Genomic DNA, 26,012 nt, shown 5'->3' with positions numbered 1-26,012 from the left:
GCCGGTCCGGCGGGGAGGGCGAGCCGTAACCGTTTCGCGGCGGGGCCACTCGGCTCGGTACGATTCAGGTCGCGCAGCGTTCGCTCGCGCATCCCTTCAGTCAGGAGAGACCGGTGTCAGACGTCCGTGTGATCATCCAACGCGATTCCGAGCGGGACGAGCGCGTGGTGGCCACGGGCACTACGGCGGCCGAGCTCTTCGCCAGCGAGCGCACCATCGTCGCCGCGCGCGTCGCGGGCGAGTTGAAGGACCTCTCGTACGAGGTGAAGGACGGCGAGACCGTCGAGCCGGTGGAGATCTCCTCCGAGGACGGCCTGAACATCCTGCGGCACTCGACCGCGCACGTCATGGCGCAGGCCGTGCAGGAGCTCTTCCCCGAGGCCAAGCTCGGCATCGGCCCGCCGGTCCGGGACGGCTTCTACTACGACTTCGACGTGGCCCGGCCCTTCACCCCGGAGGACCTGAAGGCCGTCGAGAAGAAGATGCAGGAGATCCAGAAGCGCGGGCAGAAGTTCGCCCGCCGCGTCGTCACCGACGAGGCCGCCCGCGAGGAGCTCGCCGACGAGCCGTACAAGCTGGAGCTCATCGGCATCAAGGGGGCGGCGTCGACCGACGACGGCGCGAACGTCGAGGTGGGCGGCGGCGAGCTGACCATCTACGACAACCTGGACGCCAAGACCGGCGAGCTGTGCTGGAAGGACCTCTGCCGCGGTCCCCACCTGCCCACCACCCGCAACATCCCGGCGTTCAAGCTGATGCGCAACGCGGCCGCCTACTGGCGCGGCAGCGAGAAGAACCCCATGCTCCAGCGCATCTACGGCACCGCGTGGCCGTCGAAGGAAGAGCTGAAGGCCCACCTCGACTTCCTCGCCGAGGCCGAGAAGCGCGACCACCGCAAGCTCGGCAACGAGCTGGACCTCTTCTCCATCCCGGACGAGATCGGCTCCGGCCTGGCCGTCTTCCACCCGCGCGGCGGCATCATCCGCCGCACCATGGAGGACTACTCGCGCCGCCGGCACGAGGAAGAGGGCTACGAGTTCGTCTACTCCCCGCACGCCACCAAGGGCGCCCTCTTCGAGAAGAGCGGCCACCTGGACTGGTACGCGGAGGGCATGTACCCCCCCATGCAGCTGGACGGTGGTACCGACTACTACCTCAAGCCCATGAACTGCCCGATGCACAACCTGATCTTCGACGCGCGCGGGCGCTCCTACCGTGAGCTGCCGCTGCGCCTGTTCGAGTTCGGCACCGTGTACCGGTACGAGAAGTCGGGCGTCGTGCACGGCCTGACCCGCGCCCGCGGGTTCACCCAGGACGACGCGCACATCTACTGCACCCGTGAGCAGATGGCCGAGGAGCTCGACCGCACCCTCACCTTCGTGCTGAACCTGCTGCGCGACTACGGTCTGACCGACTTCTACCTGGAGCTGTCCACCAAGGACCCCGAGAAGTTCGTCGGCTCGGACGAGGTCTGGGAGGAGGCCACCGCGGTCCTCCAGCAGGTCGCCGAGAAGCAGGGCCTCCCGCTGACCCCCGACCCGGGCGGCGCGGCCTTCTACGGCCCGAAGATCTCCGTGCAGGCGCGCGACGCCATCGGCCGCACCTGGCAGATGTCGACCGTCCAGCTGGACTTCAACCTGCCGGAGCGCTTCAACCTGGAGTACACCGCGCCGGACGGCACCCGCCAGCGCCCGGTCATGATCCACCGCGCACTGTTCGGCTCGATCGAGCGGTTCTTCGCCGTACTGCTGGAGCACTACGCGGGCGCCATGCCGCCGTGGCTGGCCCCGGTCCAGGCGGTCGGCATCCCGATCGGCGACGGGCACGTGGAGTACCTCCAGGAGTTCGCCGCCGCGGCGAAGAAGAAGGGCCTGCGCGTCGAGGTGGACGCCTCTTCCGACCGGATGCAGAAGAAGATCCGCAACCACCAGAAGCTCAAGGTCCCCTTCATGATCATCGTCGGTGACGAGGACATGGCCGCGGGCACCGTCTCCTTCCGCTACCGCGACGGTTCGCAGGAGAACGGCATCGCCAAGGACGAGGCCCTGGCCAAGCTGGCCAAGGTCGTCGAGGACCGCGTCCAGGTCTGACCGGCGTAGCGGCTCGTCAAGGGGCCCCGGGAGAACTTCCGTCTCCCGAGGGCCCCTCTTCCTCGCCCTCCCGGCGGAAGGTCTGGATCAGCCAGGACGAGAAAGAACCCGTCACGGCGCCCAGCAGGGCCAGGCCGCAGGTCATCAGCCCGACCGCGATCAGCCGTCCCTCCGGGGTCACCGGGGCCACGTCGCCGTAGCCGACCGTCGTCAGCGTCTGGCACACGCACCACACCGCGTCCCAGAACGTCTTGATCGGGGACGCCGGGTCATGCCGCTCGGAGTGGTACAGGCCGAGCGAGCCGGAGAAGCCGAGCAGCAGCGACGAGAGACCGGCGTACGTGATCACGCGCGGGTAGAGGCTGCGACGCGGGCGGTCGTGCTTGGCCTGGATGGCGTCGTGGACCTTGACCATCCGCAGCGGCCGCAGCGTCGGCAGCAGGACGACCAGGGCGTCCAGCCAGTGCATCCGGATGAAACGCCGCGGCCGCTGGCGGCTGAGGACCATCCGCGCCAGGAAGTCCACGATGAAGCAGAGCCAGGTGACCAGGACCACGATGCTCGCGACGTCCCGCAGGACGTGGTGCGCATCGTTGGCCAGGACACGGACCGCGTACCCGGCGAGGAACACCAGCGAGGCGTAGAACAGGGGCAGCTCCGTACGGCGCTCCCAGGCGGCGTCGCGGGTCTCGGCTTGTGCGCGCATGGGCCCAGCATCCCGGCCGGACCTCCGGTCTTCGCCCCGGCGACACGCCCTGCGGGGGCAAGGTCATATGCTGCATCCCATGACGAGTGAGCCGGAGCAGCAGATCGGTGTGGGCACGCAGGACGCGTTCCAGCGTCTGTGGACGCCCCACCGGATGGCGTACATCCAGGGGGAGAACAAGCCGACCGGTCCGGAGGCCGGAGACGGCTGTCCCTTCTGCGGGATTCCGGAGATGTCCGACCAGGACGGCCTGGTCGTGGCCCGGGGCCGGCACGTCTACGCCGTGCTGAACCTGTACCCGTACAACGGCGGCCACCTGATGGTGGTCCCGTACCGGCACGTCGCCGATTACACGGACCTCGACGTCGCCGAGACGGCCGAGCTGGCCGACCTCACCAAGCGGGCCATGGTCGCGTTGCGCAAGGCGTCCGGGGCGCACGGCTTCAACATCGGCATGAACCAGGGCGCGGCGGCGGGGGCCGGTATCGCGGCGCACCTGCACCAGCACATCGTGCCCCGCTGGGGCGGGGACACGAACTTCATGCCGGTCGTCGGCCACACGAAGGTGCTGCCCCAACTCCTCGCGGACACCCGCCAGATGCTCGCCGAGGCGTGGCCCGAAGGCTAGCCCGGACGCTGGACCGAAGGGATGCCCCGGGGCCGTGTGCCGGCCCTGGGGCTTCCTTGCCTAGGCGTCGTACGCGTCCGCCTTGCGCGGGGCGGCGTCCTGGACGAGCCCGCTGACGATCGCCGAGCGGTTGCTGAAGCGGTCGACGTCGGCGCCGTTCTCCTCCAGGACCCGCAGCGCCGCCGCGTGCACCGCCCGCAGGACCGGGGTCGCGGCGCGCAGGGCGTCGTCGGCCATGAAGCGGTGGCGCCAGGGCTGGCCCGCCCAGACGTGCCGCAGACCGAAGGGCTCGGGCAGGACCAGCTTGCCGCCGAAGAAATCGAGGATCGGCGGGAACCAGGTCAGCGGGGCGCGGACGGAGAGGCGGACCACTTCCTGGGCGTCCACCAGCGGCAGGGGTCGCTCGACGGTCTCCCAGAACCGGACGGACTTCGGTACCTCGACCTTCGGGGCCGCCGACTTGCTGGTGAACAGGCCGTGGACCGGTCCGAGCGCGTGCCCGGTCACCTCGACGCGCAGGGTCTTGTAGAGGACGGTGACCGTCACCAGCATGGTGATCACCAACTGGCCGTCCCAGAGCGGGTACTGGATGCCGAGGTAGTGCCGGTTGCCGCCGCTGAACTGCTGCTCGTTGCAGATCCGGGTGATCTCGTGCGACTTGACGAGGAAGGTGTCGACGTCCGCGCCGGTGGGGCGGGCCACCTCGCCGGCGCCTTCGCCGATCGGGGTGACGACCCAGTGCTGGATCGAGGCGGGCGGCAGGCCGCCGGTGTGCAGCGGGCCGCGCTCCAGCTTGCGCAGTTCGGTGTCGACCGCCCGAATGACGTCCCAGCTGCGGAACGGGTGGATCTCCATGCCCTCCGTCTTCGGCGCGAGCTCCTCGGCCATCTGCCAGCTGCCCCAGCGGGTGCCCATGCCGAGGATGCCCTTGGGGCCGGCGTAGAAGACGGAGTTGCTGCGGTCCTCGGCCGTGAGTTTGGCCAGCGAGTGCCGTAGGTCTTCACGGGCCTTCTCGTCGGGATTGCCGGGCACCGCCTCGGGGATCTTGGCGCCGATGCCGCTGCCGGCCAGCAGACCGTCCCAGCGGGAGCGCAGGTCGGCGGCGGTGGACTCGCAGATCCGGCGGGCGAGGAGCCAGCCCACGGCCGGGGCGATGATCATGCCGCGCAGGTAGAGGCCGAGGAAACCGGTGAACGGCAGCCGAAACATGAGGACCGCCGCCACGACGGCGACGCCGACGAGGAGCAGGGTGCCCATCCAGGAACGCTTGCCCTCGCCCTTGGAAAGCGTCTTGCGGAGCTGGAAGAGCCCCAGCCACAGCAGCAGGCCGGGCAAGAAGAGCACGCCGGCGACCAGCATGATCAGGCGCAGCTTGCGGTCGCGTTCCTTGCGGATGCGGGAGGCGGCCAGACAGTGCTCGACGACGGTCTGCGGGTCGGCGCCGAAGGACTGGATGAGCGGTTTGCGGCCGGCGCCGAGGGTGCGGGCCTCCACGGCGCGGCAGAACGCCTCGCCCAGGTTGGGCTCGAAGAGCGAGATCTTCGGGGGCTTGACTGTGGACTTGTGGTACTCGTTGTCCGCCTTGAGTATTTCGGACAGCTTGGTGTCGTTGCCGCCGTCCCGGTACGCGGCCGAGGCGAGGGCGTTGGTCGCCGCGGTCTGCCCGCCGGACCCCTGGAGGGGGATCTGTGCCCCGGGCCTGAAGTCGAATCCGTCGTCCGCCACCGTTGCCCCCATCGCTGTGCGTCGTGCTCTTTTGCCGCGCAGATGAGCCTATCGGCGTATCTCTTCCCATGGTCATGGGACAGGGAAATGCCGCCCACCGCAAGAAGGTTGGGTGGGCGGCTTCCGGCGCTATGTCAATCAGGTTCCCTTCTCGACCTGTTCCCGCACCTTGTCGGCGATCTGGGGCGGCATGGGCTCGTGTCGGGCGTAGGCGCGGGTGAACCGGCCCGTGCCGTGCGAGACCGAGCGCAGTTCGACGGCGTACCGGCCGATTTCGATTTCGGGGATCTCGGCGCGGACCTGCGTGCGGCCCGGGCCCGCCTGTTCGGTGCCGACGACGCGGCCGCGGCGGCCCGCCAGGTCGCTCATGACGGGGCCGACGTACTCGTCGGGGACGAGGACGGCGAGCTCGGCGACCGGTTCGAGGAGGTGGATGCGGGCTTCGGCGGCGGCTTCGCGCAGGGCGAGCGCACCGGCGGTCTGGAAGGCGGCGTCGGAGGAGTCCACCGAGTGCGCCTTGCCGTCGAGGAGGGTGATGCGCACGTCGACCAGTGGATAGCCGGCGGCGACCCCGCGGGCCGCCTGGGTGCGCACGCCCTTCTCGACGGACGGGATGAACTGCCGGGGGACCGCGCCGCCGACCACCTTGTCGACGAACTCGATGCCGCTGCCGGGCGGGAGCGGTTCGACCTCGATCTCGCAGATGGCGAACTGGCCGTGGCCGCCGGACTGTTTGACGTGGCGGCCGCGGCCGGCGGCCTTGGCTCCGAAGGTCTCGCGCAGGCTCACCTTGTGCGGGACGGGGTCGACCTGGACCCCGTAGCGGGTGCGCAGCCGTTCGAGGGCGACGTCCTGGTGGGCCTCGCCGAGGCACCACAGGACGACCTGGTGGGTGTGCGGGTTCTGCTCCAGCCGCATCGTGGGGTCCTCGGCGACGAGCCGGGCCAGGCCCTGGGACAACTTGTCCTCGTCGGCCTTGCTGTGGGCTTCGATGGCGAGGGGGAGCAGCGGGTCGGGCATCGGCCAGGGCTCCATGAGCAGGGGCCGGTCCTTGGCCGAGAGGGTGTCGCCCGTCTCGGCGCGGGTGAGTTTGGCCACGCACGCGAGGTCGCCGGCGATGACCTGGGTGAGGGTGCGCTGCTGTTTGCCGAAGGGGGAGGTGAGGGCGCCGATCCGTTCGTCGACGTCGTGGTCCTCGTGTCCGCGGTCGGCGAGGCCGTGCCCGCTGACGTGCACGGTCTCCTCGGGGCGCAGGGTGCCGGAGAAGACGCGGACGAGGGAGACGCGCCCGACGTAGGGGTCGGAGGAGGTTTTGACGACCTCGGCGACGAGGGGCCCGTCGGGGTCGCAGGTGACGGCCGGGCGATCGGCGCCGTCCGGGGCGGTGACCGGGACGGCGGCGCGTTCCAGGGGGGTGGGGAAGCCGCCGGTGACCAGTTCCAGGAGCTCGACGGTGCCGAGGCCCTGGCGGGCGCCGTCGGCGGCGGGGGCGGCCATCAGCACGGGGTGGAAGGTGCCGCGGGCCACGGCGCGCTCCAGGTCGTCGACGAGCGTCTTGACGTCGATGTCTTCACCGCCGAGGTAGCGGTCCATGAGGCTCTCGTCCTCGCTCTCCGCGATGATCCCCTCGATGAGGCGGGAGCGGGCGTCGGAGATGAGGGCGAGCTCGGCGGGCTCGGGGTCGCGCTCCACGCGCTCCCCGGAGGTGTAGTCGTACACGCGCCGGGAGAGCAGGCCGAGGAGGCCGGCGACCGGGCTGTGCCCGTCCGGGCCGGGAGGCCCGTACAGGGGCAGGTAGAGCGGGATGACGGCGTCGGGGTCCTCGGCCCCGAAGCTCTCGCCGCAGACGGTGGTCATCTGTGCGTAGTCGGCGCGCGCGGCCTCCAGATGGGTGACGACGATGGCGCGGGGCATGCCGACGGCCGCGCACTCGTCCCAGAGCATGCGGGTGGCGCCGTCGATGCCGTCGGAGGAGGAGACGACGAAAAGGGCCGCGTCCGCGGCGCGCAGACCGGCCCTGAGCTCGCCGACGAAGTCGGCGTATCCGGGGGTGTCCAGGATGTTGATCTTTATTCCGCCCCATTCGACGGGGACGAGGGACAGCTGTACGGACCGCTGCTGCCGGTGTTCGATCTCGTCGTAATCGGAGACGGTGCCTCCGTCCTCGACCCGGCCGGCGCGGTTGACGGCCCCGGCCGTCAGGGCGAGGGCCTCGACCAGTGTGGTCTTGCCGGCTCCGGTGTGGCCGACCAGCACGACGTTCCGAACGGACGACGGCCGGTCGACCGTCGGTGCCCTGCCGGCGGCTCCGGCTTGGTGTGATGTGGCTCCCATGGTGCTCGTGCCTCCCGGTGTGACGGTGAGGAGGTTGATCGGGGTCCTTCGAGCTTTGCACTGGCGTCACACTGCGTCCATACGTAGTACCCGGCGCCGTCCGGAGCGTGACGCGGGCATGGACCGCGCATTGTCTGGCGCGAACCGGTGGGTGCGCGGCAGTACGGGCCCGGGGCGCTGGCTACGATGGGCCAGCCGGTGGCCGATGGGGCCGTGCGGCCCACCGACCCTCCGGGAAGGCCATGCTGAACAAGTACGCGCGTGCATTCTTCACGCGTGTTCTCACGCCATTCGCCGCTTTTCTCCTCCGGCGGGGGGTGAGCCCGGACGCGGTCACCCTGATCGGCACGGCCGGAGTGGTGGCGGGAGCGCTGGTCTTCTTCCCCCGCGGTGAGTTCTTCTGGGGCACGATCACGATCACCCTGTTCGTGTTCTCCGACCTGGTGGACGGGAACATGGCCCGCCAGGCGGGCGTCTCCAGCCGCTGGGGCGCCTTCCTCGACTCGACGCTCGACCGGGTGGCTGACGCGGCGATCTTCGGGGGCCTCGCGCTCTGGTACGCGGGCTCCGGCAACGACAACGTGCTGTGCGCAGTGGCCATCTTCTGCCTGGCCAGCGGCCAGGTGGTCTCGTACACGAAGGCCCGCGGCGAGTCGATCGGGCTGCCGGTCGCCGTCAACGGGCTCATCGAGCGCGCCGAGCGGCTGGTGATCTCGCTGGTCGCGGCCGGTCTGTCCGGCCTGGTGATCTTCGGGGTGCCCTCGTGGATCGAGGTGCTGCTGCCGGTCGCGCTGTGGATCGTCGCGGTGGGCTCCCTGGTCACGCTGATCCAGCGGGTGGTCACCGTACGCCGTGAGGCGACCGAGGCCGACGCGGCCGCCGCCGTGGCAGAGGGCGGTGCGGCCTGATGGGCGCGGCGCAGGACAAGCTGGTCGACGGCCTGTACGGGCTCGGCTGGGCCGGGGTGAAGAAGCTCCCCGAGCCGGCCGCGGTGGCCCTGGGCCGCCGGATAGCCGACTTCGTGTGGAAGAAGCGCGGCAAGAGCGTGCTGCGGCTGGAGTCGAACCTGGCCCGCGTCGTACCCGACGCCGGGCCGGAGCGGCTGCGGGAGCTCTCCCAGGCCGGCATGCGCTCGTACATGCGCTACTGGATGGAGTCCTTCCGGCTGCCGGCGATGGACCCGAAGCGCTTCGGCACGGACGTCGAGATCAAGGACGACCACATCCTGCGCGAGGCCGTGGCCTCCGGGCGCGGTGTGATCGCCGCGCTGCCGCACCTGGCCAACTGGGACCTCGCCGGCGCCTGGGTCACCGGGCACCTGGGCCTTCCGTTCACCACGGTCGCGGAGCGGCTCAAGCCCGAATCCCTGTACGACCGCTTCGTCGTCTACCGGGAGAGCCTCGGCATGGAGGTGCTGCCGCACAACGGCCCCTCCTCCTTCGGGACCCTCGCCCGCCGGCTCCGCTCCGGCGGGCTGATTTGCCTGGTCGCCGACCGGGACCTGTCGGCCTCCGGGGTCGGCGTGGACTTCTTCGGCTCGGCGGCGCGCATGCCGGCCGGGCCGGCCCTGCTGGCGCAGCAGACGGGCGCGGCGCTGCTGCCCGTCACGCTGTACTACGGCGAAAGCCCGCAGCTGCGCGGGCGGATCCACCCCGAGATCCCGGTCCCGCGGACCGGCTCCCGGACCGAGAAGACGGCCGCGATGACCCAGGCGATGGCCGACGCCTTCGCCCAGGGGATCGCCGAGCACCCGGAGGACTGGCACATGCTGCAGCGGCTGTGGCTGGACGACCTGGAGGAGCGCTCCGCGTGAAGATCGGCATTGTCTGCCCGTACTCCTGGGACGTGCCCGGTGGCGTCCAGTTCCACATCCGGGACCTCGCGGAACACCTGATCCGCCTCGGCCACGAGGTGTCGGTGCTGGCCCCGGCGGACGACGAGACGCCGCTGCCGCCGTACGTGGTCTCGGCGGGGCGGGCGGTGCCGGTGCCGTACAACGGGTCGGTGGCCCGGCTGAACTTCGGCTTCCTGTCGGCGGCGCGGGTGCGGCGCTGGCTGCACGACGGCGTCTTCGACGTGATCCACATCCACGAGCCGGCCTCGCCCTCGCTGGGGCTGCTTTCCTGCTGGGCGGCCCAGGGGCCGATCGTGGCCACCTTCCACACCTCGAACCCGCGCTCGCGGGCCATGATCGCCGCGTACCCGATCCTCCAGCCGGCGCTGGAGAAGATCAGCGCGCGGATCGCGGTGAGCGAGTACGCGCGCCGCACGCTCGTCGAGCACCTGGGCGGCGACGCGGTGGTCATCCCCAACGGCGTCGACGTCGACTTCTTCGCCAAGGCCGACCCGAACCCCGACTGGTCCGGCCAGACCCTGGGCTTCATCGGCCGGATCGACGAGCCCCGCAAGGGGCTGCCCGTCCTGATGGCGGCGTTCCCCAAGATCGTGGAAGCCTGCCCGGACGTACGGCTCCTCGTGGCGGGCCGCGGCGACGAGGAGGAGGCCGTGGCCTCCCTGCCCGCCGACCTGCGCGCCCGCGTGGAGTTCCTGGGCATGGTCTCCGACGAGGACAAGGCGCGGCTGCTGCGCAGCGTCGACGTGTACGTGGCCCCGAACACGGGCGGCGAGAGCTTCGGCATCATCCTGGTCGAGGCGCTGTCGGCGGGGGCCGCGGTGCTGGCCTCCGACCTGGACGCGTTCGCGCAGGTCCTGGACCAGGGGGCGGCGGGCGAGCTGTTCGCCAACGAGGACGCGGACGCGCTGGCCGCCGGCGCGGTGGCCCTGCTGGGTGATCCGGAGCGGCGCGCGGAACTCAGCGCCCGCGGCTCCGCCCACGTACGCCGCTTCGACTGGTCGACGGTCGGGGCGGACATCCTGGCGGTCTACGAAACGGTGACGGACGGCGCGGCGGCGGTGGCCACGGACGAACGCGTCAGCCTGCGCACCCGCCTGGGCCTCACCCGCGACCCCTCGGCCTGACGCCCCGGGGGACTCATCGGCCTGCCCCCGCGCCCCGTCGGCGTGATGCCCCCCGGGGTCGGCCTGCCCCCCCCGCGCCCCGTCGGCCTGACGCCCCCCGGGGTCGGCCTGCGCCCCCCCGCGACCCGTCGGCCTGCCGCCCCCGGGGCCCGGTCGACCTGGCCCCCGGGACCTCCTCCGGCCTGGCGTCCCCCCGGGGGGATGCCGCAGGCCTGCGGCATCCCCCCGGGGGCCGCAGAGCCTGCCCGTCCCGGACCCGGCAGGCCCCCGGGCCCGGCATCCCCCCGGGCCCGGCGGGGTCCCCGCGCGGCAGGGCCGACGGGTTCGTTGGGTTCGCCGGGGCGGCAGGCCTTGCGGTCGCCCGAAGGGGGTGGGTGGGGCGGCAGCGGGTATTGTCGCGGGCCGTGATCGAAACCCTTGTCTGGACCGCCCTGGCGCTCGGCGTCATCGGGGTCTACCTCAGCTGGACCGCCGGACGGCTGGACCGGTTGCACTCGCGGATGGACGCCGCCCGCGCCGCCCTCGACGCGCAGCTCGTGCGGCGTGCCTCGGTGGTGCTCGAAGTGGCCACCTCCGGAGTGCTCGACCCCGCCTCCTCGATCGTCCTGTACGAGGCCGCCCACGGCGCCCGCCAGGCCGAGGAGGAGTACCGCGAGGTCGCCGAGAGCGAGCTCAGCCAGGCGCTGCGCGCCGTGTTCTCCGATGCCGACCAGGTCGAGGCGCTCAAGGCCGCGCCCGGCGGCGAGGCCGCCGCCGAGCAGCTGGCCGCGGCCGTCCGCCGGGTGCCCATGGCGCGCCGGTTCCACAACGACGCCGTACGGGCCGCCCGCGCGCTGCGCCGGCACCGCAAGGTCCGTTGGTTCCGGCTGGCCGGCCACGCCCCGTTCCCGCTCGCCTTCGAAATGGACGATGAGCCTCCGGTGGATCTTGCCGACCGCCCCTAGTTGTACCCAAAGGCCAATTCGAAAGGGGCCACTGGCTCCTCATTGGCCCTTGCGGTGGACTGGTCGGGGGCGGTTTGCTCGGCGGAGTACCACCGCAGCACCCGTCTTCCTTTCGAGTGAGGTCAATCCGTGAGCACGCTTCCCTCCACCCCGCAGGCCGCCGAGTCCGCGATCGGCACCTCCCGCGTCAAGCGCGGCATGGCCGAGCAGCTCAAGGGCGGTGTGATCATGGACGTGGTCAACGCCGAGCAGGCGAAGATCGCCGAGGACGCCGGCGCCGTGGCCGTCATGGCCCTGGAGCGGGTTCCCGCCGACATCCGCAAGGACGGCGGCGTCGCGCGCATGTCGGACCCGAACATGATCGAAGAGATCATCGAGGCCGTCTCCATCCCGGTCATGGCCAAGTCCCGCATCGGCCACTTCGTCGAGGCCCAGGTCCTGCAGTCCCTCGGCGTCGACTACATCGACGAGTCCGAGGTCCTGACCCCGGCCGACGAGGTCAACCACTCCGACAAGTGGGCGTTCACCACCCCCTTCGTCTGCGGTGCCACCAACCTGGGCGAGGCCCTGCGCCGCATCGCCGAGGGCGCGGCCATGATCCGCTCCAAGGGCGAGGCCGGCACCGGCAACGTCGTCGAGGCCGTCCGCCACCTGCGCCAGATCAAGAACGAGATCGCCCGCCTGCGCGGCTACGACAACAACGAGCTGTTCGCCGCCGCCAAGGAGCTGCGCGCCCCGTACGAGCTCGTCAAGGAGGTCGCCGAGCTCGGCAAGCTCCCGGTCGTGCTGTTCTCCGCCGGTGGCGTCGCCACCCCGGCCGACGCCGCGCTGATGCGCCAGCTCGGTGCCGAGGGCGTCTTCGTCGGCTCCGGCATCTTCAAGTCGGGCGACCCGGCCAAGCGCGCTGCCGCCATCGTGAAGGCCACCACCTTCTACGACGACCCGAAGATCATCGCGGACGCCTCCCGCAACCTGGGCGAGGCCATGGTCGGCATCAACTGCGACACGCTGCCCGAGGCCGAGCGCTACGCCAACCGCGGCTGGTAGTCACTCATGACCACCCCCGTTATCGGTGTCCTGGCGCTCCAGGGCGATGTACGGGAGCACCTGATCGCCCTGGCCGCGGCGGACGCCGTGGCCAGGCCGGTCCGGCGTCCCGAGGAGCTCGCCGAGGTCGACGCACTGGTGATCCCCGGCGGCGAGTCCACGACCATGTCGAAGCTCGCCGTCCTGTTCGGCATGCTGGAGCCGCTGCGCGAGCGCGTGAAGTCCGGCATGCCCGTGTACGGCACCTGCGCCGGCATGATCATGCTCGCCGACAAGCTGCTCGACGGCCGTGACGACCAGGAGACGCTGGGCGGCATCGACATGATCGTCCGCCGCAACGCCTTCGGCCGTCAGAACGAGTCCTTCGAAGCGAAGATCGAATTCGCCGGCATAGAGGGCGGCCCGGTCGAGGGCGTCTTCATCCGCGCCCCGTGGGTCGAGTCGGTCGGAGCCTCCGCCGAGGTGCTCGCCTCGTACGACGGCCACACCGTGGCCGTGCGCCAGGGCAACGTCCTCGCCACCTCGTTCCACCCCGAGCTGACCGGCGATGACCGGGTCCACGCGTACTTCGTCGACATGGTGCGCGCCGGGCTGTAATCAGGTCCCGGTAGGATCTGAGATGAACACTGTTGGTTACGCGAAGGAGACAGGCGGATGTCCGGCCACTCTAAATGGGCTACGACGAAGCACAAGAAGGCCGTGATCGATGCCAAGCGCGGCAAGCTCTTCGCGAAGCTGATCAAGAACATCGAGGTCGCGGCCCGTATGGGCGGTGCCGACATCGACGGCAACCCGACCCTCTACGACGCCATCCAGAAGGCCAAGAAGAGCTCGGTCCCGAACAAGAACATCGACTCCGCGGTCAAGCGCGGCGGCGGCCTTGAGGCCGGCGGCGTGGACTACGAGACGATCATGTACGAAGGCTACGGCCCGAACGGCGTCGCGGTGCTCATCGAGTGCCTCACCGACAACCGCAACCGTGCCGCGTCCGACGTGCGCGTCGCCATGACCCGCAACGGCGGCTCGATGGCCGACCCGGGCTCCGTCTCGTACCTGTTCAACCGCAAGGGCGTCGTCATCCTGCCGAAGGGCGAGCTGACCGAGGACGACGTCCTCGGCGCGGTGCTGGAGGCCGGTGCCGAAGAGGTCAACGACAACGGCGACACCTTCGAGATCATCAGCGAGGCCACGGACATGGTCGCGGTCCGCACCGCGCTCCAGGACGCCGGCATCGACTACGACTCGGCCGACTCCAACTTCGTCCCGACCATGCAGGTCGAGCTGGACGAAGAGGGCGCGCGCAAGATCTTCAAGCTGATCGACGCGCTGGAGGACAGCGACGACGTGCAGAACGTCTTCGCCAACTTCGACGTCTCCGACGAGGTCATGGAGAAGGTCGACGCGTAAGGCTTCGCCTCAGCTCATCGTGTGGTGACGGGCCGACGGGGACACACCCCGTCGGCCCGTCGCGTTGTCATAGGCAGCGGTTAGTCTGGCGACCGCAACCATCGATCGATCAGCCACGACGCCGAGCCACCACCTCTGCGGTAGTCAGAACGGCGGCGGCTCGGCCGCGAAGAGGGGAGGGGCGTGGTGCGCGTACTCGGCGTGGACCCGGGGCTGACCCGGTGCGGTGTCGGCGTGGTCGAGGGTGTCGCCGGCCGGCCCCTCACCATGATCGGCGTGGGAGTCGTACGCACCCCCGCGGACGCGGAGTTGGGGCACCGGCTCGTCGCGATCGAGGCGGGCATCGAGCAGTGGCTCGATGAACACCGGCCCGAAATCGTCGCCGTGGAGCGGGTGTTCAGCCAGCACAACGTCAGTACGGTGATGGGCACCGCCCAGGCGAGTGCAGTTGCCATGCTCTGCGCCACCCGGCGCGGGATACCGGTCGCCCTGCACACCCCCAGCGAGGTCAAGGCCGCCGTCACCGGCTCGGGCCGGGCCGACAAGGCTCAGGTCGGCGCCATGGTGACCCGGCTGCTGCGGCTCTCCGCCCCGCCCAAGCCGGCCGACGCCGCGGACGCCCTCGCCCTCGCCATCTGCCACATCTGGCGGGCCCCCGCCCAGAACCGTCTCCAGCAGGCGGTCGCCCTGCACGCCTCGAAAGGCCGCCCCTCATGATCGCCTTCGTCAGCGGCCCGGTCGCCGCGCTCGCCCCCACCCTGGCCGTGATCGAGGTCGGGGGAGTGGGCATGGCCGTGCAGTGCACGCCCACCACCATCGCCGGCCTGCGGATGGGCGAGACGGCGAGGCTGGCCACCTCCCTGGTGGTACGGGAGGACTCGCTGACGCTGTACGGCTTCGCCGACGACGACGAGCGGCAGGTCTTCGAACTGCTCCAGACCGCGAGCGGGGTCGGTCCGCGGGTGGCGCAGGCGATGCTCGGCGTGCACAGCCCGGACGCGCTGCGGGTCGCCTTCGCCTCCGGGGACGCGAAGGCCCTGACGGCGGTGCCGGGGATCGGGCCCAAGGGCGCCCAGAAGCTGTTGCTGGAGCTGAAGGACAAGCTCGGCGCCCCGCTGGGCACCGGCGCCCTGGTCGGCGCTCAGCGGGCCGTCGCGTCCGGGCCCGCCCCCTGGACCGAGCAGCTCTCCGCGGCCCTGATCGGCCTCGGCTACGCGCCCCGGGAGGCGGACGAGGCCGTCTCGGCGGTGACCCCGCAGGCCGAGGCCGCCATTGCCGCCGGCGGCAGCGCCCCCGTCCCGCAGCTCCTCCGGGCCGCCCTCCAGTCCCTGAACCGGGCCCGCTGACCCGGCCGTTCCCCGCCGGGGACCCGCACCGACCACCGCACCGACGCAGAAGGCAGACTGACAGCGTGAATTGGGATGACGAGAGCGACGACCGGATCGTGGCGGCGGCCGCGGACGGCGAGGACACCGCCGTCGAGGCGGCTCTACGCCCCAAGGACCTCGGCGAGTTCGTCGGCCAGGAGAAGGTCCGCCAGCAGCTGGACCTCGTCCTCAAGGCGGCCCGTCAGCGCGGGGCCACCGCCGACCACGTCCTGCTCTCCGGCGCGCCCGGCCTCGGCAAGACCACCCTCTCCATGATCATCGCCGCCGAGATGGGCGCGCCGATCCGGATCACCTCCGGCCCCGCCATCCAGCACGCCGGTGACCTGGCCGCGATCCTCTCCTCCCTCCAGGAGGGCGAAGTCCTCTTCCTCGACGAGATCCACCGCATGTCCCGGCCCGCCGAGGAGATGCTGTACATGGCCATGGAGGACTTCCGGGTCGACGTGATCGTCGGCAAGGGGCCCGGGGCCACCGCGATCCCGCTGGAACTGCCGCCGTTCACCCTCGTCGGGGCGACGACCCGGGCCGGACTGCTGCCGCCGCCGCTGCGCGACCGCTTCGGCTTCACCGGGCACATGGAGTTCTACGCCCCCGAAGAGCTGGAACGCGTCATCCACCGCTCCGCCCGCCTCCTCGACGTGGAGATCGACACGGCCGGCGCCGCCGAGATCGCCGGCCGCTCCCGCGGCACCCCGCGCATCGCCAACCGGTTGCTGCGCCGCGTCCGCGACTACGCCCAGGTCAAGGTCGACGGGGTGATCACCCGCGAGGTGGCCGGAACCGCCCTCCAGGTCTACGAAGTGGACGCGCGCGGGCTCGACCGGCTGGACCGGGCCGTGCTCGAAGCCCTGCTCAAGCTGTTCGGCGGCGGTCCCGTCGGGCTGTCCACCCTCGCCGTCGCCGTCGGCGAGGAGCGGGAGACCGTGGAGGAGGTGGCCGAGCCGTTCCTGGTACGGGAGGGGCTGCTGGCCCGTACGCCCAGGGGCCGGGTCGCGACCCCCGCCGCATGGGCTCACCTGGGACTCGTCCCGCCGCAGCACGCCGGGAGTGGATCAAGCGGACAACAGGGCTTGTTCGGGGCCTGACGGCGCGGAGGTTCGCCCGGTCAGGAACTGCGGTGCCATGCTGGGCGTTGTTCCATCGGTGCGGACTCGCCTAGACTCCGCCGATGCCGACCCTTCAGGTCGGCATGCCCACCCCCGTAGAAAAGGCCGTATCCCGTGCGGTCGTGCGAAGGATCTCCGTCCCGTGAATCTCGTGACACTCCTCCCGTTCATCGTGCTCATCGGGGCGATGTTCCTGATGACCCGTTCCGCGAAGAAGAAGCAGCAGGCGGCCGCGCAGATGCGTGACCACATGACGCCCGGCACGGGTGTCCGCACCATCGGCGGCATGTACGCCACGGTGAAGGAGATCGGCGAGGACACCGTCACCCTTGAGGTGGCACCCGGTGTCCACGCGATCTACGCGAAGAACTCCATCGGTGCCGTCCTGGATGACGCGGAGTACAACCGCATCGTCCACGGCGCCAGTGATGATCTGACGATCGACACGCCGGTCGTTCCGGACGACGCGTCTTCGCTGACCCTGGACAAGGGCGCGGACGAGGCCGACGCCCCGAAGCTCGACCTGGGCAAGAAGGACGAGCCCGAGGCCGAGGAGCCGAAGGCGGGCGAGGCCAAGGCCGACGACGCGGACGACTCCGAGCCCAAGGACGGCAAGGGCGACGGCGAGGCCGGCGCGAAGTAGCGCGCGGCCGGGGACCGTGCAGGCGCCTGACCGGCGGCCGCCGCGGTCCCCGTCAGTGACACTTCTGCGGGGGGCAGGGGTCCCCACCACACATTTCGTGGCCGTCCGCGCGCTGACCCGGCGCAGGGCGGTTGGACAGGGAGATACGACAAGGTGGCAGCACCGAAGAAGGGCCGGCGGCCCACGGGGGCTCAGGGGAGGCCGGGGCGCGCCCTGGCGATCATCCTGATCGCGATGGTGGCGCTCACCGCGGGGATGTTCCTCACGAAGCAGACGACTCCCCGGCTCGGCATCGACCTCGCGGGCGGCACGAGCATCACGCTCAAGGCCAAGAGCGAGCCCGGCAAGCCGGACGCGATCAACGAGACCAACATGAACACGGCGGTCGGCATCATCGAGCGCCGCGTCAACGGTCTCGGCGTGTCGGAGGCCGAGGTCCAGACGCAGGGCCGCGACCACATCATCGTGAACATCCCCAAGGGGACGAACGAGAAGCAGGCGCGCGAGCAGGTCGGTACCACCGCCCAGCTGTACTTCCGCCCGGTCCTGGCCTTCGCCGACGGCGCCCCGGCAGCCCCCGCGGCCACGCCGAGCCCCTCCGCGAGCAGCTCCGGCGCCCCGAAGGCCGAGGGTGGCACCAAGCCCAGTGCCCAGGCCACCCCGTCGTCCAGCGCCACTTCCCAGGGCCGTGTGCTCAGCGAGGCCCTCAAGGCCCCGGGCACCCCCACTCCCTCGCCCTCGGCGAGCGAGTCGAAGAAGGCAGACGACAAGGCCCCGGCTCCCACCCCGACCCCGTCGGGCATCGAGGCGGCCGCCGCCGACCTGCAGGCGAAGTTCGCCGCGCTGGACTGCACCAACGAGGCGCAGCGCGCCGCCGTGGGCAAGGGCGTCAAGCCCGAGGACGCGACGCTGGCCTGTGGCAAGCGCGGCGACACCTGGGGCAAGTGGATCCTCGGCCCCGCCGGTGTCGCCGGTACGGACGTCAAGGACGCCAAGGGCGTCATCGACTCCCAGCGCGGCCAGTGGATCGTCACGATGCAGTTCACCGACAAGGGCGCCGACAAGTTCGCCAAGATCACCGGTGAGCTCGCCACCAAGCAGATGCCGCAGAACCAGTTCGCGATCGTGCTCGACGGCGAGGTCGTCTCCGACCCGTCCGTCAGCCAGGCGCTGACCGGCGGCAACGCCGAGATCTCCGGCGGCTTCACCCAGCAGTCCGCGCAGGACCTGGGCAACATGCTCTCGTACGGCGCCCTGCCGCTCTCCTTCAGCGAGGACAGCGTCACCACCGTCACCGCCGCGCTCGGCGGCGAGCAGCTGAAGGCCGGCCTGATCGCCGGCGCCATCGGCCTCATCCTCGTGGTGATCTACCTGCTCGTGTACTACCGGGGCCTGGCCTTCATCGCCATCGTCAGCCTCCTGGTGTCCGCGATCCTCACGTACACGATCATGGCGCTGCTCGGAAAGGGCATCGGCTTCGCGCTGAACCTGCCCGCCGTCTGCGGTGCGATCGTCGCCATCGGCATCACGGCGGACTCGTTCATCGTGTACTTCGAGCGCATCCGCGACGAGATCCGCGAGGGCCGCACCCTGCGCCCCGCCGTGGAGCGGGCCTGGCCGCGCGCCCGGCGCACCATCCTGGTCTCCGACTTCGTGTCGTTCCTGGCCGCTGCGGTGCTGTTCATCGTCACCGTCGGCAAGGTGCAGGGCTTCGCCTTCACCCTGGGTCTGACGACCGTGCTCGACGTGGTCGTGGTGTTCCTCTTCACCAAGCCGATCATGACGCTGATGGCCCGCACGAAGTTCTTCTCCAGCGGTCACCCCTGGTCCGGACTGGACCCGAAGCGGCTCGGTGTCAAGCCGCCGCTGCGCCGGTCCCGCCGCGGCACCGGTTCCGGTTCCGCCACCGCTCCCGTCGACGTAAAGGAGGCGTGAGAGATGTCGAAGCTGGGAGATCTCGGCGCCAAGCTGTACCGCGGTGAGGTCGGCTACGACTTCGTCGGCAAGCGCTTCATCTGGTACGGCGTTTCCATCCTGATCACCATCACGGCGATCGTGGCCCTGGCCGTTCAGGGCCTCAACATGGGCATCGAGTTCAAGGGCGGTGCCGTCTTCACCACCCCGAAGACGGCCGTCTCCGTCGCCAAGGCGACCGAGGTCGCGCAGAAGGCCTCGGGCCACGACGCGATCGTCCAGGAGCTCGGCACCGGGGGCCTGCGCATCCAGATCTCGGGTCTGGACACGAACGACGCGGCGGGCGTCAAGAAGCAGCTCGCCACCGACCTCAAGGTCGGCGAGGCCGACATCAACGCGGACCTGGTCGGCCCCAGCTGGGGCGACCAGATCGCGAACAAGGCATGGACCGGCCTCGGCATCTTCATGGTCCTCGTGGTGATCTACCTCGCCATCGCCTTCGAGTGGCGGATGGCGGTCGCCGCGCTGATCGCGCTGATCCACGACCTCACCATCACCGTCGGCGTGTACGCGCTGGTCGGCTTCGAGGTCACGCCGGGCACCGTGATCGGTCTGCTGACGATCCTCGGTTACTCCCTCTACGACACCGTCGTCGTCTTCGACGGTCTGAAGGAGGGCTCGAAGGACATCACCAAGCAGACCCGCTACACGTTCAGCGAGATCGCCAACCGCAGCATCAACGGCACCCTGGTCCGCTCGATCAACACCACCGTCGTGGCGCTGCTCCCGGTCGGGGCCCTGCTCTTCATCGGCGGCGGCTTCCTGGGCGCAGGCATGCTGAACGACATCTCGCTGTCGCTGTTCGTCGGCCTCGCGGCCGGTGCGTACTCCTCGATCTTCATCGCGACCCCGCTGGTCGTGGACCTCAAGGAGCGCGAGCCGGCGATGAAGGCGCTGAAGAAGCGGGTGCTCGCCAAGCGGGCGGCCGCGGCGGCCAAGGGCGAGTCCCCGGAGGACGAGGGGTACGAGGACGAGACCACCCCGCAGGTCGTGTCCCAGGGCCGGGCGGGACGGCGCCGGTGAGCCCGCTGTCCCCCGTGGCGCGTGAGCTGCTGCTCAGCCGGATCAAGGACGTACCGGACTACCCGAAGCCGGGCGTGATGTTCAAGGACATCACCCCGCTGCTGGCCGACCCGAAGGCCTTCGCGGCCCTGACGGACACGTTGGTGGAGCTGGCCGGGCAGTACGGTGCGACGAAGATCGTCGGGCTGGAGGCGCGCGGGTTCATCCTCGCGGCGCCGGTGGCCGTCCAGGCGGGCATCGGCTTCGTGCCCGTGCGCAAGGCCGGAAAGCTGCCGGGCGCCACGCTCGCGCAGTCGTACGAGCTGGAGTACGGCACCGCGGAGATCGAGGTCCACGCCGAGGACCTGGCGCCCGGCGACCGGGTCATGGTCATCGATGACGTGCTGGCCACCGGCGGTACCGCCGACGCCTCGCTCTCGCTGATCCGGCGGGCCGGCGCGGAGGTCGCCGGTGTGGCGGTCCTGATGGAGCTGTCGTTCCTGCCGGGCCGCGAGCGGCTGGCCGGCGCCCTTGCGGGGGCCCCGCTCGACGCGCTGATCATCGTCTGACGAAGCCCTCCGCGGAGCGGCGGCCACCCGGGACTCCCGGGTGGCCGCCGCTTGCGCATGTGCGGGGCCGGGGCCCCGTCCGTGGGGTGGGCGCGGGGAACGGGGCGACGGAACCATCGCTACCATTGGTTGTCCGGACCTGACCGGGGCACCGGATCCTCCCCCGGACTCCGTCCGGGGGACCCCCAGAGGAGCGCTCTTGCCAGACGAGGTCCAGCCAATCTCCGCCGCGCAGCCCGACCCGCAGGCCGAGCGGGCCGCGACGCCCCCCGCCACGCCCCCGCCGGCTCCGCCCGTGAAGCCCGCGCCCGCGAAGCCGGCGCCCGGGAAGTCGGCCGGCTCCTCCAACCGCGTGCGCGCCCGGCTCGCCCGCCTCGGCGTCCAGCGTTCCAACCCGTACAACCCGGTTCTGGAACCCCTGCTCCGTATAGTCCGCAGCAACGACCCGAAGATCGAGACGGCGACGCTGCGCCAGATCGAGCAGGCGTACCAGGTCGCCGAGCGCTGGCACCGCGGCCAGAAGCGCAAGAGCGGCGACCCGTACATCACCCACCCCCTCGCGGTGACCACCATCCTCGCCGAGCTCGGCATGGACCCGGCCACCCTGATGGCGGGCCTGCTGCACGACACCGTCGAGGACACCGAGTACGGGCTGGAGGACCTGCGCCGCGACTTCGGCGACGCCGTGGCCCTGCTCGTCGACGGCGTCACCAAGCTCGACCGCGTCAAGTTCGGCGAGGCCGCGCAGGCCGAGACCGTCCGCAAGATGGTCGTCGCCATGGCCAAGGACCCGCGCGTCCTGGTGATCAAGCTCGCCGACCGCCTGCACAACATGCGCACCATGCGCTACCTCAAGCGGGAGAAGCAGGAGAAGAAGGCCCGCGAGACCCTGGAGATCTACGCCCCGCTGGCCCACCGGCTGGGCATGAACACGATCAAGTGGGAGCTCGAAGACCTCGCCTTCGCCATCCTCTACCCGAAGATGTACGACGAGATCGTCCGCCTCGTCGCCGAGCGGGCGCCCAAGCGCGACGAGTACCTCACGATCGTCACCGACGAGGTCCAGACCGACCTGCGGGCCGCCCGCATCAAGGCCACCGTCACCGGCCGCCCCAAGCACTACTACAGCGTCTACCAGAAGATGATCGTCCGCGGCCGTGACTTCGCGGAGATCTACGACCTGGTGGGCATCCGCGTCCTCGTCGACACCGTACGGGACTGCTACGCGGCCCTCGGCACGGTGCACGCGCGCTGGAACCCGGTCCCCGGCCGGTTCAAGGACTACATCGCGATGCCCAAGTTCAACATGTACCAGTCGCTCCACACGACGGTCATCGGACCCAGCGGCAAGCCCGTCGAACTCCAGATCCGCACCTTCGACATGCACCGCCGCGCCGAGTACGGCATCGCCGCGCACTGGAAGTACAAGCAGCAGACCGTCGCCGGCACCTCCAAGGTCCGCACCGACGTCCCGCAGGCCGCCAAGGGCAGCGCCGGCCAGGACACCGTCAACGACATGGCCTGGCTGCGCCAGCTGCTCGACTGGCAGAAGGAGACCGAGGACCCGGGCGAGTTCCTCGACTCGCTGCGCTTCGACCTCTCCCGCAACGAGGTCTTCGTCTTCACGCCCAAGGGCGACGTCATCGCGCTGCCCGCCGGCGCCACCCCCGTGGACTTCGCGTACGCCGTCCACACCGAGGTCGGCCACCGGACCATAGGGGCTCGCGTCAACGGCCGCCTCGTCCCGCTCGAATCGACCCTCGACAACGGCGACCTGGTGGAGGTCTTCACCTCCAAGGCCGAAGGGGCGGGCCCCTCCCGCGACTGGCTCGGCTTCGTCAAGTCCCCCCGTGCCCGCAACAAGATCCGCGCCTGGTTCTCCAAGGAGCGCCGCGAGGAGGCCATCGAGCACGGCAAGGACGCCATCGCGCGGGCCATGCGCAAGCAGAACCTGCCGATCCAGCGCATCCTCACCGGTGACTCGCTCGTCACCCTCGCGCACGAGATGCGCTACCCCGACATCTCCTCCCTGTACGCGGCGATCGGCGAGGGCCACGTGGCCGCGCAGGGCGTCGTCCAGAAGCTGGTGCAGGCCCTCGGCGGCGAGGAAGCCGCCAACGAGGACATCGAGGAGAGCGTCCCGCCGTCCCGCGCCCGCGGCAAGCGGCGCGGCAACGCCGACCCCGGTGTCGTCGTCAAGGGCGTCGAGGACGTCTGGGTCAAGCTGGCCCGCTGCTGCACCCCGGTCCCCGGCGACCCGATCATCGGCTTCGTCACCCGTGGCAGCGGCGTATCGGTTCACCGTGCGGACTGCGTTAACGTCGACTCCCTCTCCCAGCAGCCCGAGCGGATGCTGGAAGTCGAATGGGCGCCGACCCAGTCCTCGGTCTTCCTCGTCGCCATCCAGGTCGAGGCCCTGGACCGGTCCCGCCTGCTGTCGGACGTCACCCGGGTCCTGTCGGACCAGCACGTGAACATCCTCTCGGCCGCCGTCCAGACCTCCCGCGACCGCGTGGCCACCTCCCGCTTCACCTTCGAGATGGGCGACCCGAAGCACCTGGGTCACGTCCTGAAGGCCGTACGGGGTGTGGAAGGCGTCTACGACGTCTACCGTGTGACTTCTGCAAGGAGGCCGTGAGCACCGTCTGAAGCCGCACCGGGGGGCGCGCGTGGGCACGTACGACATGTTTCCGCGCGGCCTCAGCCGACGCTACGAGCCCGTCCGGGTCATCGGCCGGGGCGGCATGGGCGTGGTCTTCGAGGCGGAGGACCTCCGGCTCGAACGGCGGGTGGCCATCAAGTGCCTCCACGGCGGCTTTCGTGAGGGCGACGCCCAGCGGTTCCGGGACGAGGGGGTCGCCCTCGCCCGGATCAGCCACCCCGGTGTGGTCCACGTCTACGACACCGGCGTGGACGAGGGCGTCCCGTACCTGCTGATGGAGCTGCTCGACGGTGAGGACCTGTCCGAGCTGGTCGCCGGGCTCGGACAGCCGCTGCCCGTGGACCGGGCCTGCCGGGTGGCCGTGGACATGCTCTCCGGGCTGGCCGCGGCACACGCCAGCGGAGTGCTCCACCGGGACGTGAAGCCGCAGAACGTCCGGCTCACCAGCCGCGGGGTGGTGCTGTACGACTTCGGCATCGCGAAGCTGGTGGAGGACGACGACACCGCGGGCGGCGTCGTGGTGGGTACGGTCGGCTACCTCGCCCCGGAGCGCTTCGACGGAACCAGGGCCACGCCGGCATCGGACCTGTACGGAGTCGGCGTCTGCCTGCGTTTCATGCTCACCGGAAAGCCCCCGGCGGGGGCGGCGGAGGACAGTCACGCCCCCGTCGTGTACCGGATCCTCCGAGGACTGCCTCCCCTGCGCGAGGTGGTGGCCCAGGTGCCGGACGGCTTCGCGGAGGTCGTGGACAGCCTCTGCGCCAAGCACCCCGCGAACCGGCCCGCGGACACCGCCGAGGCCATCCGGCTCCTCTCGCCCTGGGCCGCGGAGCCCGGCACCGTGCCGGAGGCACCCCGTGTCCCACGGCACGTCGGCCCCGCCGAGGCGCCGGGGCACTGGAACACCTCCTCCCACGAGCCCGAGCCGGTCACCCTGAGCATCGACATCCGCCGCTTGGTCCGCAGCCGCATGACGGAGCCCTCAGCCGTGGCCCGGCAGCGCGAAGCCGTCGGGCTGCTCCTGCGCGGCGACGTTCAGGAGGCGGCCGACATCCTCGACGGGATCTTCCCGTACTGCCGGGAAACGCTCGGCGCGGACCACCCCACCACCTTGGCCTGCCAGTACTGGAAGGCCGTCTGCCTGGTCCGGCTGGGGGCATCGGCCTCGGCCCTGGAACTCTTCGCGCGGGTCAGTACGCGCATCGGAGCAGGAAGGAACGACACGGATGAATGAGTTCGAGTTAAGGGTCGGACGCGACGGCGACCCCGAGGCGGAGCTGCGCTCGCTGCTGGCCTGGCTGAGCGAGGACGAGACCGTCGGCCGCGCCGTGCGCGGCCGGATCCGTGGCGAACTGCCCGCCGGCAACGGCGACCCGGACGGCGGCGGATCCGACCTGGTGCGACCGCAGGACGGCCATATGAACGCCGGCGGCTTCGACGTGCTGCAACTCGCCGTCGAGAGCGGGCTGTCCACCGTCTCCCTGGTCTTCACGGTCCTGCAGTGGCGGCTGGCCCGCCGCCGCCCGCCCGGCCTCACCCTCCGCAGGGGCCCGTACGAGGTGCGGATCGACGGCCCGCAGGCCGCCGACCCCGAGTCGGTGCGTCGCATCGTGGCCGCACTGGACGGGGACGATGACGGGAGTTCCTGACCCGGCGGGCTCCCGAGCCGTGCTCATCGGCAGCGCCGGATACCGCGACCTGCCCGGGCTGCCGGCGGTCGAAGCGAACATCGAGGACCTGGCCGCCGAGCTCGCGGACGCCACCGTCTGGGGACTGCCCGAGCGGCACCTGACGCTCGTGCGCAACCCCTCGTACCCCTCCGACCTGCTGGACCCCGTCCACCAGGCCGGCGAGGAAGCCACCGACACCCTGCTCGTCTACTTCGCGGGCCACGGCATGCGGGACGCCGACTCGGCCGACCTGTTCCTGGCCCTGTACGGCTCGCGGGAGAACGTCGGCTACACGGCCGTCGCCTACCAACACCTGCGTGAGGCCGTGCGCGCCTCCCGCGCCGCCCGCAAGGTGGTGGTACTCGACTGCTGCTTCAGCGGGCGCGCAGCACGCATCCTCACCGCTGGGGACGGGGTCGCCGCGGAGACCGCTGTCGAAGGCGCCTACCTCCTGAGCGCTTCACCGGGGGACCGGGTGGCCCTGGCGCCGGACGGGGAACGGCACACCGCCTTCTCCGGGGAGCTGATCAAGGTGCTGCGCGAGGGGATCCCGGACGGGCCCGAGGTGATCGACCTCGACACCCTGTTCCGCACCCTGGAGTTCCGGCTGCGCAGCAAGAACCGCCCGCTGCCGCAGCACGCCCAGGAGAACGGCGTCGGACGACTGAAGATCGTCCGCAACCGGGCCCGCGCGCCGCGCGGCGTGCCGGCCGGGCCCGTGCTCCGCGGCGATCTCCAGACGGCCATGGTGGGAACGGGACTGGCGCTGGCCCGCACCCTGCGCTCGGCGGGGCGGACCCGGGACGCGCTGCCGGTCCTGCGGCTGGCCCTGCGCGAGCGGTCGGGGGCGGGCGAGGGCGACCTCCTGGCCGTCCAGTTCGAACTGGCCGACATGTTGGCCGAGACCGGGCAGCTCGGCGAGGCCATCGCCGTCCTGGAGGAGGCGTTCGTACGCGTGCACCGCTTCTACCGTCCCGAGGCCGTCCTGGTGTGCCGGCGGCTGGCGGGGCTGTTGCAGGAATCCGGGAACCACCTCCACGCCTGCGAGGTACTGGACCACGCGCTCGACCTGATCCAGGACGACACGCGGAACCGGCCCTGACACGTACGAGGGCCCCGGTACGGAGTTTCCGTACCG

Annotated in this window: 23 protein-coding genes; 20 read left to right on the top strand and 3 right to left on the bottom strand. The window is 71.0% G+C overall.

Features of this window, described 5'->3' with window-relative positions; translation table 11 throughout:
- Positions 1-113 precede the first annotated feature (113 nt).
- Positions 114-2,090: a threonine--tRNA ligase gene (gene thrS / locus OG974_RS11190; RefSeq protein WP_371646333.1), complete on the top strand. Its 1,977-nt coding sequence runs from the start codon at positions 114-116 to the stop codon at positions 2,088-2,090.
- 16 nt (positions 2,091-2,106) lie between these two features.
- Here the strand turns inward: thrS and OG974_RS11185 are convergent, their stop codons facing one another.
- A complete protein-coding gene (locus OG974_RS11185; protein WP_327282546.1) occupies positions 2,107-2,796 on the bottom strand; it encodes an ion channel in 690 nt (229 codons plus the stop codon).
- Positions 2,797-2,863: 67 nt separating this feature from the next.
- Between OG974_RS11185 and OG974_RS11180 the strand changes: the two genes are divergently transcribed.
- Positions 2,864-3,424 carry an HIT domain-containing protein gene (locus OG974_RS11180; RefSeq protein ID WP_327282545.1) on the top strand — a complete coding sequence of 187 codons (561 nt, stop codon included), beginning with the start codon at positions 2,864-2,866 and terminating at the stop codon, positions 3,422-3,424.
- Positions 3,425-3,484: 60 nt separating this feature from the next.
- On the opposite strand, the gene OG974_RS11175 is transcribed toward OG974_RS11180, so the two are convergent.
- The gene (locus OG974_RS11175; protein ID WP_327282544.1) at positions 3,485-5,149 is read right to left on the bottom strand and encodes a hypothetical protein; all 1,665 of its coding nucleotides are present in this window, start codon (positions 5,147-5,149) and stop codon (positions 3,485-3,487) included.
- 138 nt (positions 5,150-5,287) lie between these two features.
- A complete protein-coding gene (locus OG974_RS11170; RefSeq protein ID WP_327282543.1) occupies positions 5,288-7,483 on the bottom strand; it encodes an elongation factor G-like protein EF-G2 in 2,196 nt (731 codons plus the stop codon).
- A 242-nt stretch (positions 7,484-7,725) separates the two neighbouring features.
- Here OG974_RS11170 and pgsA point away from each other — a divergent pair, with 242 nt between their 5' ends.
- The 18 genes from pgsA to OG974_RS11080 all read left to right on the top strand — a co-directional run bounded on the left by pgsA (position 7,726) and on the right by OG974_RS11080 (position 25,976).
- Entirely contained in the window at positions 7,726-8,391 is a 666-nt protein-coding gene (pgsA, locus tag OG974_RS11165; protein ID WP_327282542.1) for a phosphatidylinositol phosphate synthase, read from the top strand.
- Positions 8,391-9,296, top strand: a complete 906-nt coding sequence (locus tag OG974_RS11160; RefSeq protein ID WP_327282541.1) for a phosphatidylinositol mannoside acyltransferase — start codon at positions 8,391-8,393, stop codon at positions 9,294-9,296. The genes pgsA and OG974_RS11160 overlap by 1 nt, the downstream gene beginning before the upstream one ends.
- The gene (locus OG974_RS11155) at positions 9,293-10,462 is read left to right on the top strand and encodes a glycosyltransferase family 4 protein (protein ID WP_327282540.1); all 1,170 of its coding nucleotides are present in this window, start codon (positions 9,293-9,295) and stop codon (positions 10,460-10,462) included. The genes OG974_RS11160 and OG974_RS11155 overlap by 4 nt, the downstream gene beginning before the upstream one ends.
- 404 nt (positions 10,463-10,866) lie before the next feature.
- Positions 10,867-11,406, top strand: coding sequence for a hypothetical protein (locus OG974_RS11150; protein WP_327282539.1), 540 nt, complete (start codon positions 10,867-10,869; stop codon positions 11,404-11,406).
- Positions 11,407-11,535: 129 nt separating this feature from the next.
- A complete protein-coding gene (gene pdxS, locus OG974_RS11145) occupies positions 11,536-12,453 on the top strand; it encodes a pyridoxal 5'-phosphate synthase lyase subunit PdxS (RefSeq protein WP_327282538.1) in 918 nt (305 codons plus the stop codon).
- A gap of 6 nt (positions 12,454-12,459) precedes the next feature.
- Positions 12,460-13,050 carry a pyridoxal 5'-phosphate synthase glutaminase subunit PdxT gene (gene pdxT / locus OG974_RS11140; protein WP_328762185.1) on the top strand — a complete coding sequence of 197 codons (591 nt, stop codon included), beginning with the start codon at positions 12,460-12,462 and terminating at the stop codon, positions 13,048-13,050.
- 57 nt (positions 13,051-13,107) lie between these two features.
- Positions 13,108-13,860: a YebC/PmpR family DNA-binding transcriptional regulator gene (locus tag OG974_RS11135; RefSeq protein WP_327282536.1), complete on the top strand. Its 753-nt coding sequence runs from the start codon at positions 13,108-13,110 to the stop codon at positions 13,858-13,860.
- Between the two features lie 186 nt (positions 13,861-14,046).
- A complete protein-coding gene (gene ruvC, locus OG974_RS11130) occupies positions 14,047-14,577 on the top strand; it encodes a crossover junction endodeoxyribonuclease RuvC (RefSeq protein ID WP_328765154.1) in 531 nt (176 codons plus the stop codon).
- The gene (gene ruvA, locus OG974_RS11125; RefSeq protein WP_327282535.1) at positions 14,574-15,206 is read left to right on the top strand and encodes a Holliday junction branch migration protein RuvA; all 633 of its coding nucleotides are present in this window, start codon (positions 14,574-14,576) and stop codon (positions 15,204-15,206) included. Before ruvC ends, ruvA begins: the two co-directional genes overlap by 4 nt.
- Before the next feature lie 65 nt (positions 15,207-15,271).
- Positions 15,272-16,333 (top strand): Holliday junction branch migration DNA helicase RuvB, encoded by a 1,062-nt coding sequence (gene ruvB, locus OG974_RS11120; protein WP_327282534.1) that lies wholly within the window; start codon positions 15,272-15,274, stop codon positions 16,331-16,333.
- Between the two features lie 163 nt (positions 16,334-16,496).
- Positions 16,497-16,997: a preprotein translocase subunit YajC gene (gene yajC, locus OG974_RS11115; RefSeq protein WP_327282533.1), complete on the top strand. Its 501-nt coding sequence runs from the start codon at positions 16,497-16,499 to the stop codon at positions 16,995-16,997.
- A 153-nt stretch (positions 16,998-17,150) separates the two neighbouring features.
- Positions 17,151-18,932: a protein translocase subunit SecD gene (gene secD, locus OG974_RS11110; RefSeq protein WP_327282532.1), complete on the top strand. Its 1,782-nt coding sequence runs from the start codon at positions 17,151-17,153 to the stop codon at positions 18,930-18,932.
- A 3-nt stretch (positions 18,933-18,935) separates the two neighbouring features.
- Positions 18,936-19,994 carry a protein translocase subunit SecF gene (gene secF, locus OG974_RS11105; protein WP_327282531.1) on the top strand — a complete coding sequence of 353 codons (1,059 nt, stop codon included), beginning with the start codon at positions 18,936-18,938 and terminating at the stop codon, positions 19,992-19,994.
- A complete protein-coding gene (locus OG974_RS11100; protein WP_371646327.1) occupies positions 19,991-20,542 on the top strand; it encodes an adenine phosphoribosyltransferase in 552 nt (183 codons plus the stop codon). The genes secF and OG974_RS11100 overlap by 4 nt, the downstream gene beginning before the upstream one ends.
- A gap of 199 nt (positions 20,543-20,741) precedes the next feature.
- The gene (locus OG974_RS11095) at positions 20,742-23,180 is read left to right on the top strand and encodes a bifunctional (p)ppGpp synthetase/guanosine-3',5'-bis(diphosphate) 3'-pyrophosphohydrolase (RefSeq protein WP_327282530.1); all 2,439 of its coding nucleotides are present in this window, start codon (positions 20,742-20,744) and stop codon (positions 23,178-23,180) included.
- Positions 23,181-23,211: 31 nt separating this feature from the next.
- Positions 23,212-24,438, top strand: coding sequence for a serine/threonine-protein kinase (locus tag OG974_RS11090; protein WP_328762181.1), 1,227 nt, complete (start codon positions 23,212-23,214; stop codon positions 24,436-24,438).
- Complete coding sequence (locus OG974_RS11085) at positions 24,431-24,853, top strand: hypothetical protein (protein WP_328762180.1); 423 nt, start codon at positions 24,431-24,433, stop codon at positions 24,851-24,853. Before OG974_RS11090 ends, OG974_RS11085 begins: the two co-directional genes overlap by 8 nt.
- A complete protein-coding gene (locus tag OG974_RS11080; protein WP_327282527.1) occupies positions 24,837-25,976 on the top strand; it encodes a caspase family protein in 1,140 nt (379 codons plus the stop codon). Before OG974_RS11085 ends, OG974_RS11080 begins: the two co-directional genes overlap by 17 nt.
- Positions 25,977-26,012 lie beyond the last annotated feature (36 nt).

The sequence above is a fragment of the Streptomyces sp. NBC_00597 genome (assembly GCF_041431095.1).
Classification (GTDB): Bacteria; Actinomycetota; Actinomycetes; order Streptomycetales; family Streptomycetaceae; genus Streptomyces.
This window is presented reverse-complemented; position numbering and strand designations above follow the sequence as displayed.

Bases quoted from the DNA above. Each gene is read 5' to 3' on its own strand.
- OG974_RS11185 (WP_327282546.1), bottom strand. From the start codon at position 2,796: ATGCGCGCACAAGCCGAGACCCGCGACGCCGCCTGGGAGCGCCGTACG.
- OG974_RS11180 (WP_327282545.1), top strand. From the start codon at position 2,864: ATGCTGCATCCCATGACGAGTGAGCCGGAGCAGCAGATCGGTGTGGGC.
- OG974_RS11170 (WP_327282543.1), bottom strand. From the start codon at position 7,483: ATGGGAGCCACATCACACCAAGCCGGAGCCGCCGGCAGGGCACCGACG.
- pgsA (WP_327282542.1), top strand. From the start codon at position 7,726: ATGCTGAACAAGTACGCGCGTGCATTCTTCACGCGTGTTCTCACGCCA.
- OG974_RS11160 (WP_327282541.1), top strand. From the start codon at position 8,391: ATGGGCGCGGCGCAGGACAAGCTGGTCGACGGCCTGTACGGGCTCGGC.
- pdxT (WP_328762185.1), top strand. From the start codon at position 12,460: ATGACCACCCCCGTTATCGGTGTCCTGGCGCTCCAGGGCGATGTACGG.
- OG974_RS11135 (WP_327282536.1), top strand. From the start codon at position 13,108: ATGTCCGGCCACTCTAAATGGGCTACGACGAAGCACAAGAAGGCCGTG.
- ruvA (WP_327282535.1), top strand. From the start codon at position 14,574: ATGATCGCCTTCGTCAGCGGCCCGGTCGCCGCGCTCGCCCCCACCCTG.
- secF (WP_327282531.1), top strand. From the start codon at position 18,936: ATGTCGAAGCTGGGAGATCTCGGCGCCAAGCTGTACCGCGGTGAGGTC.
- OG974_RS11085 (WP_328762180.1), top strand. From the start codon at position 24,431: ATGAATGAGTTCGAGTTAAGGGTCGGACGCGACGGCGACCCCGAGGCG.
- OG974_RS11080 (WP_327282527.1), top strand. From the start codon at position 24,837: ATGACGGGAGTTCCTGACCCGGCGGGCTCCCGAGCCGTGCTCATCGGC.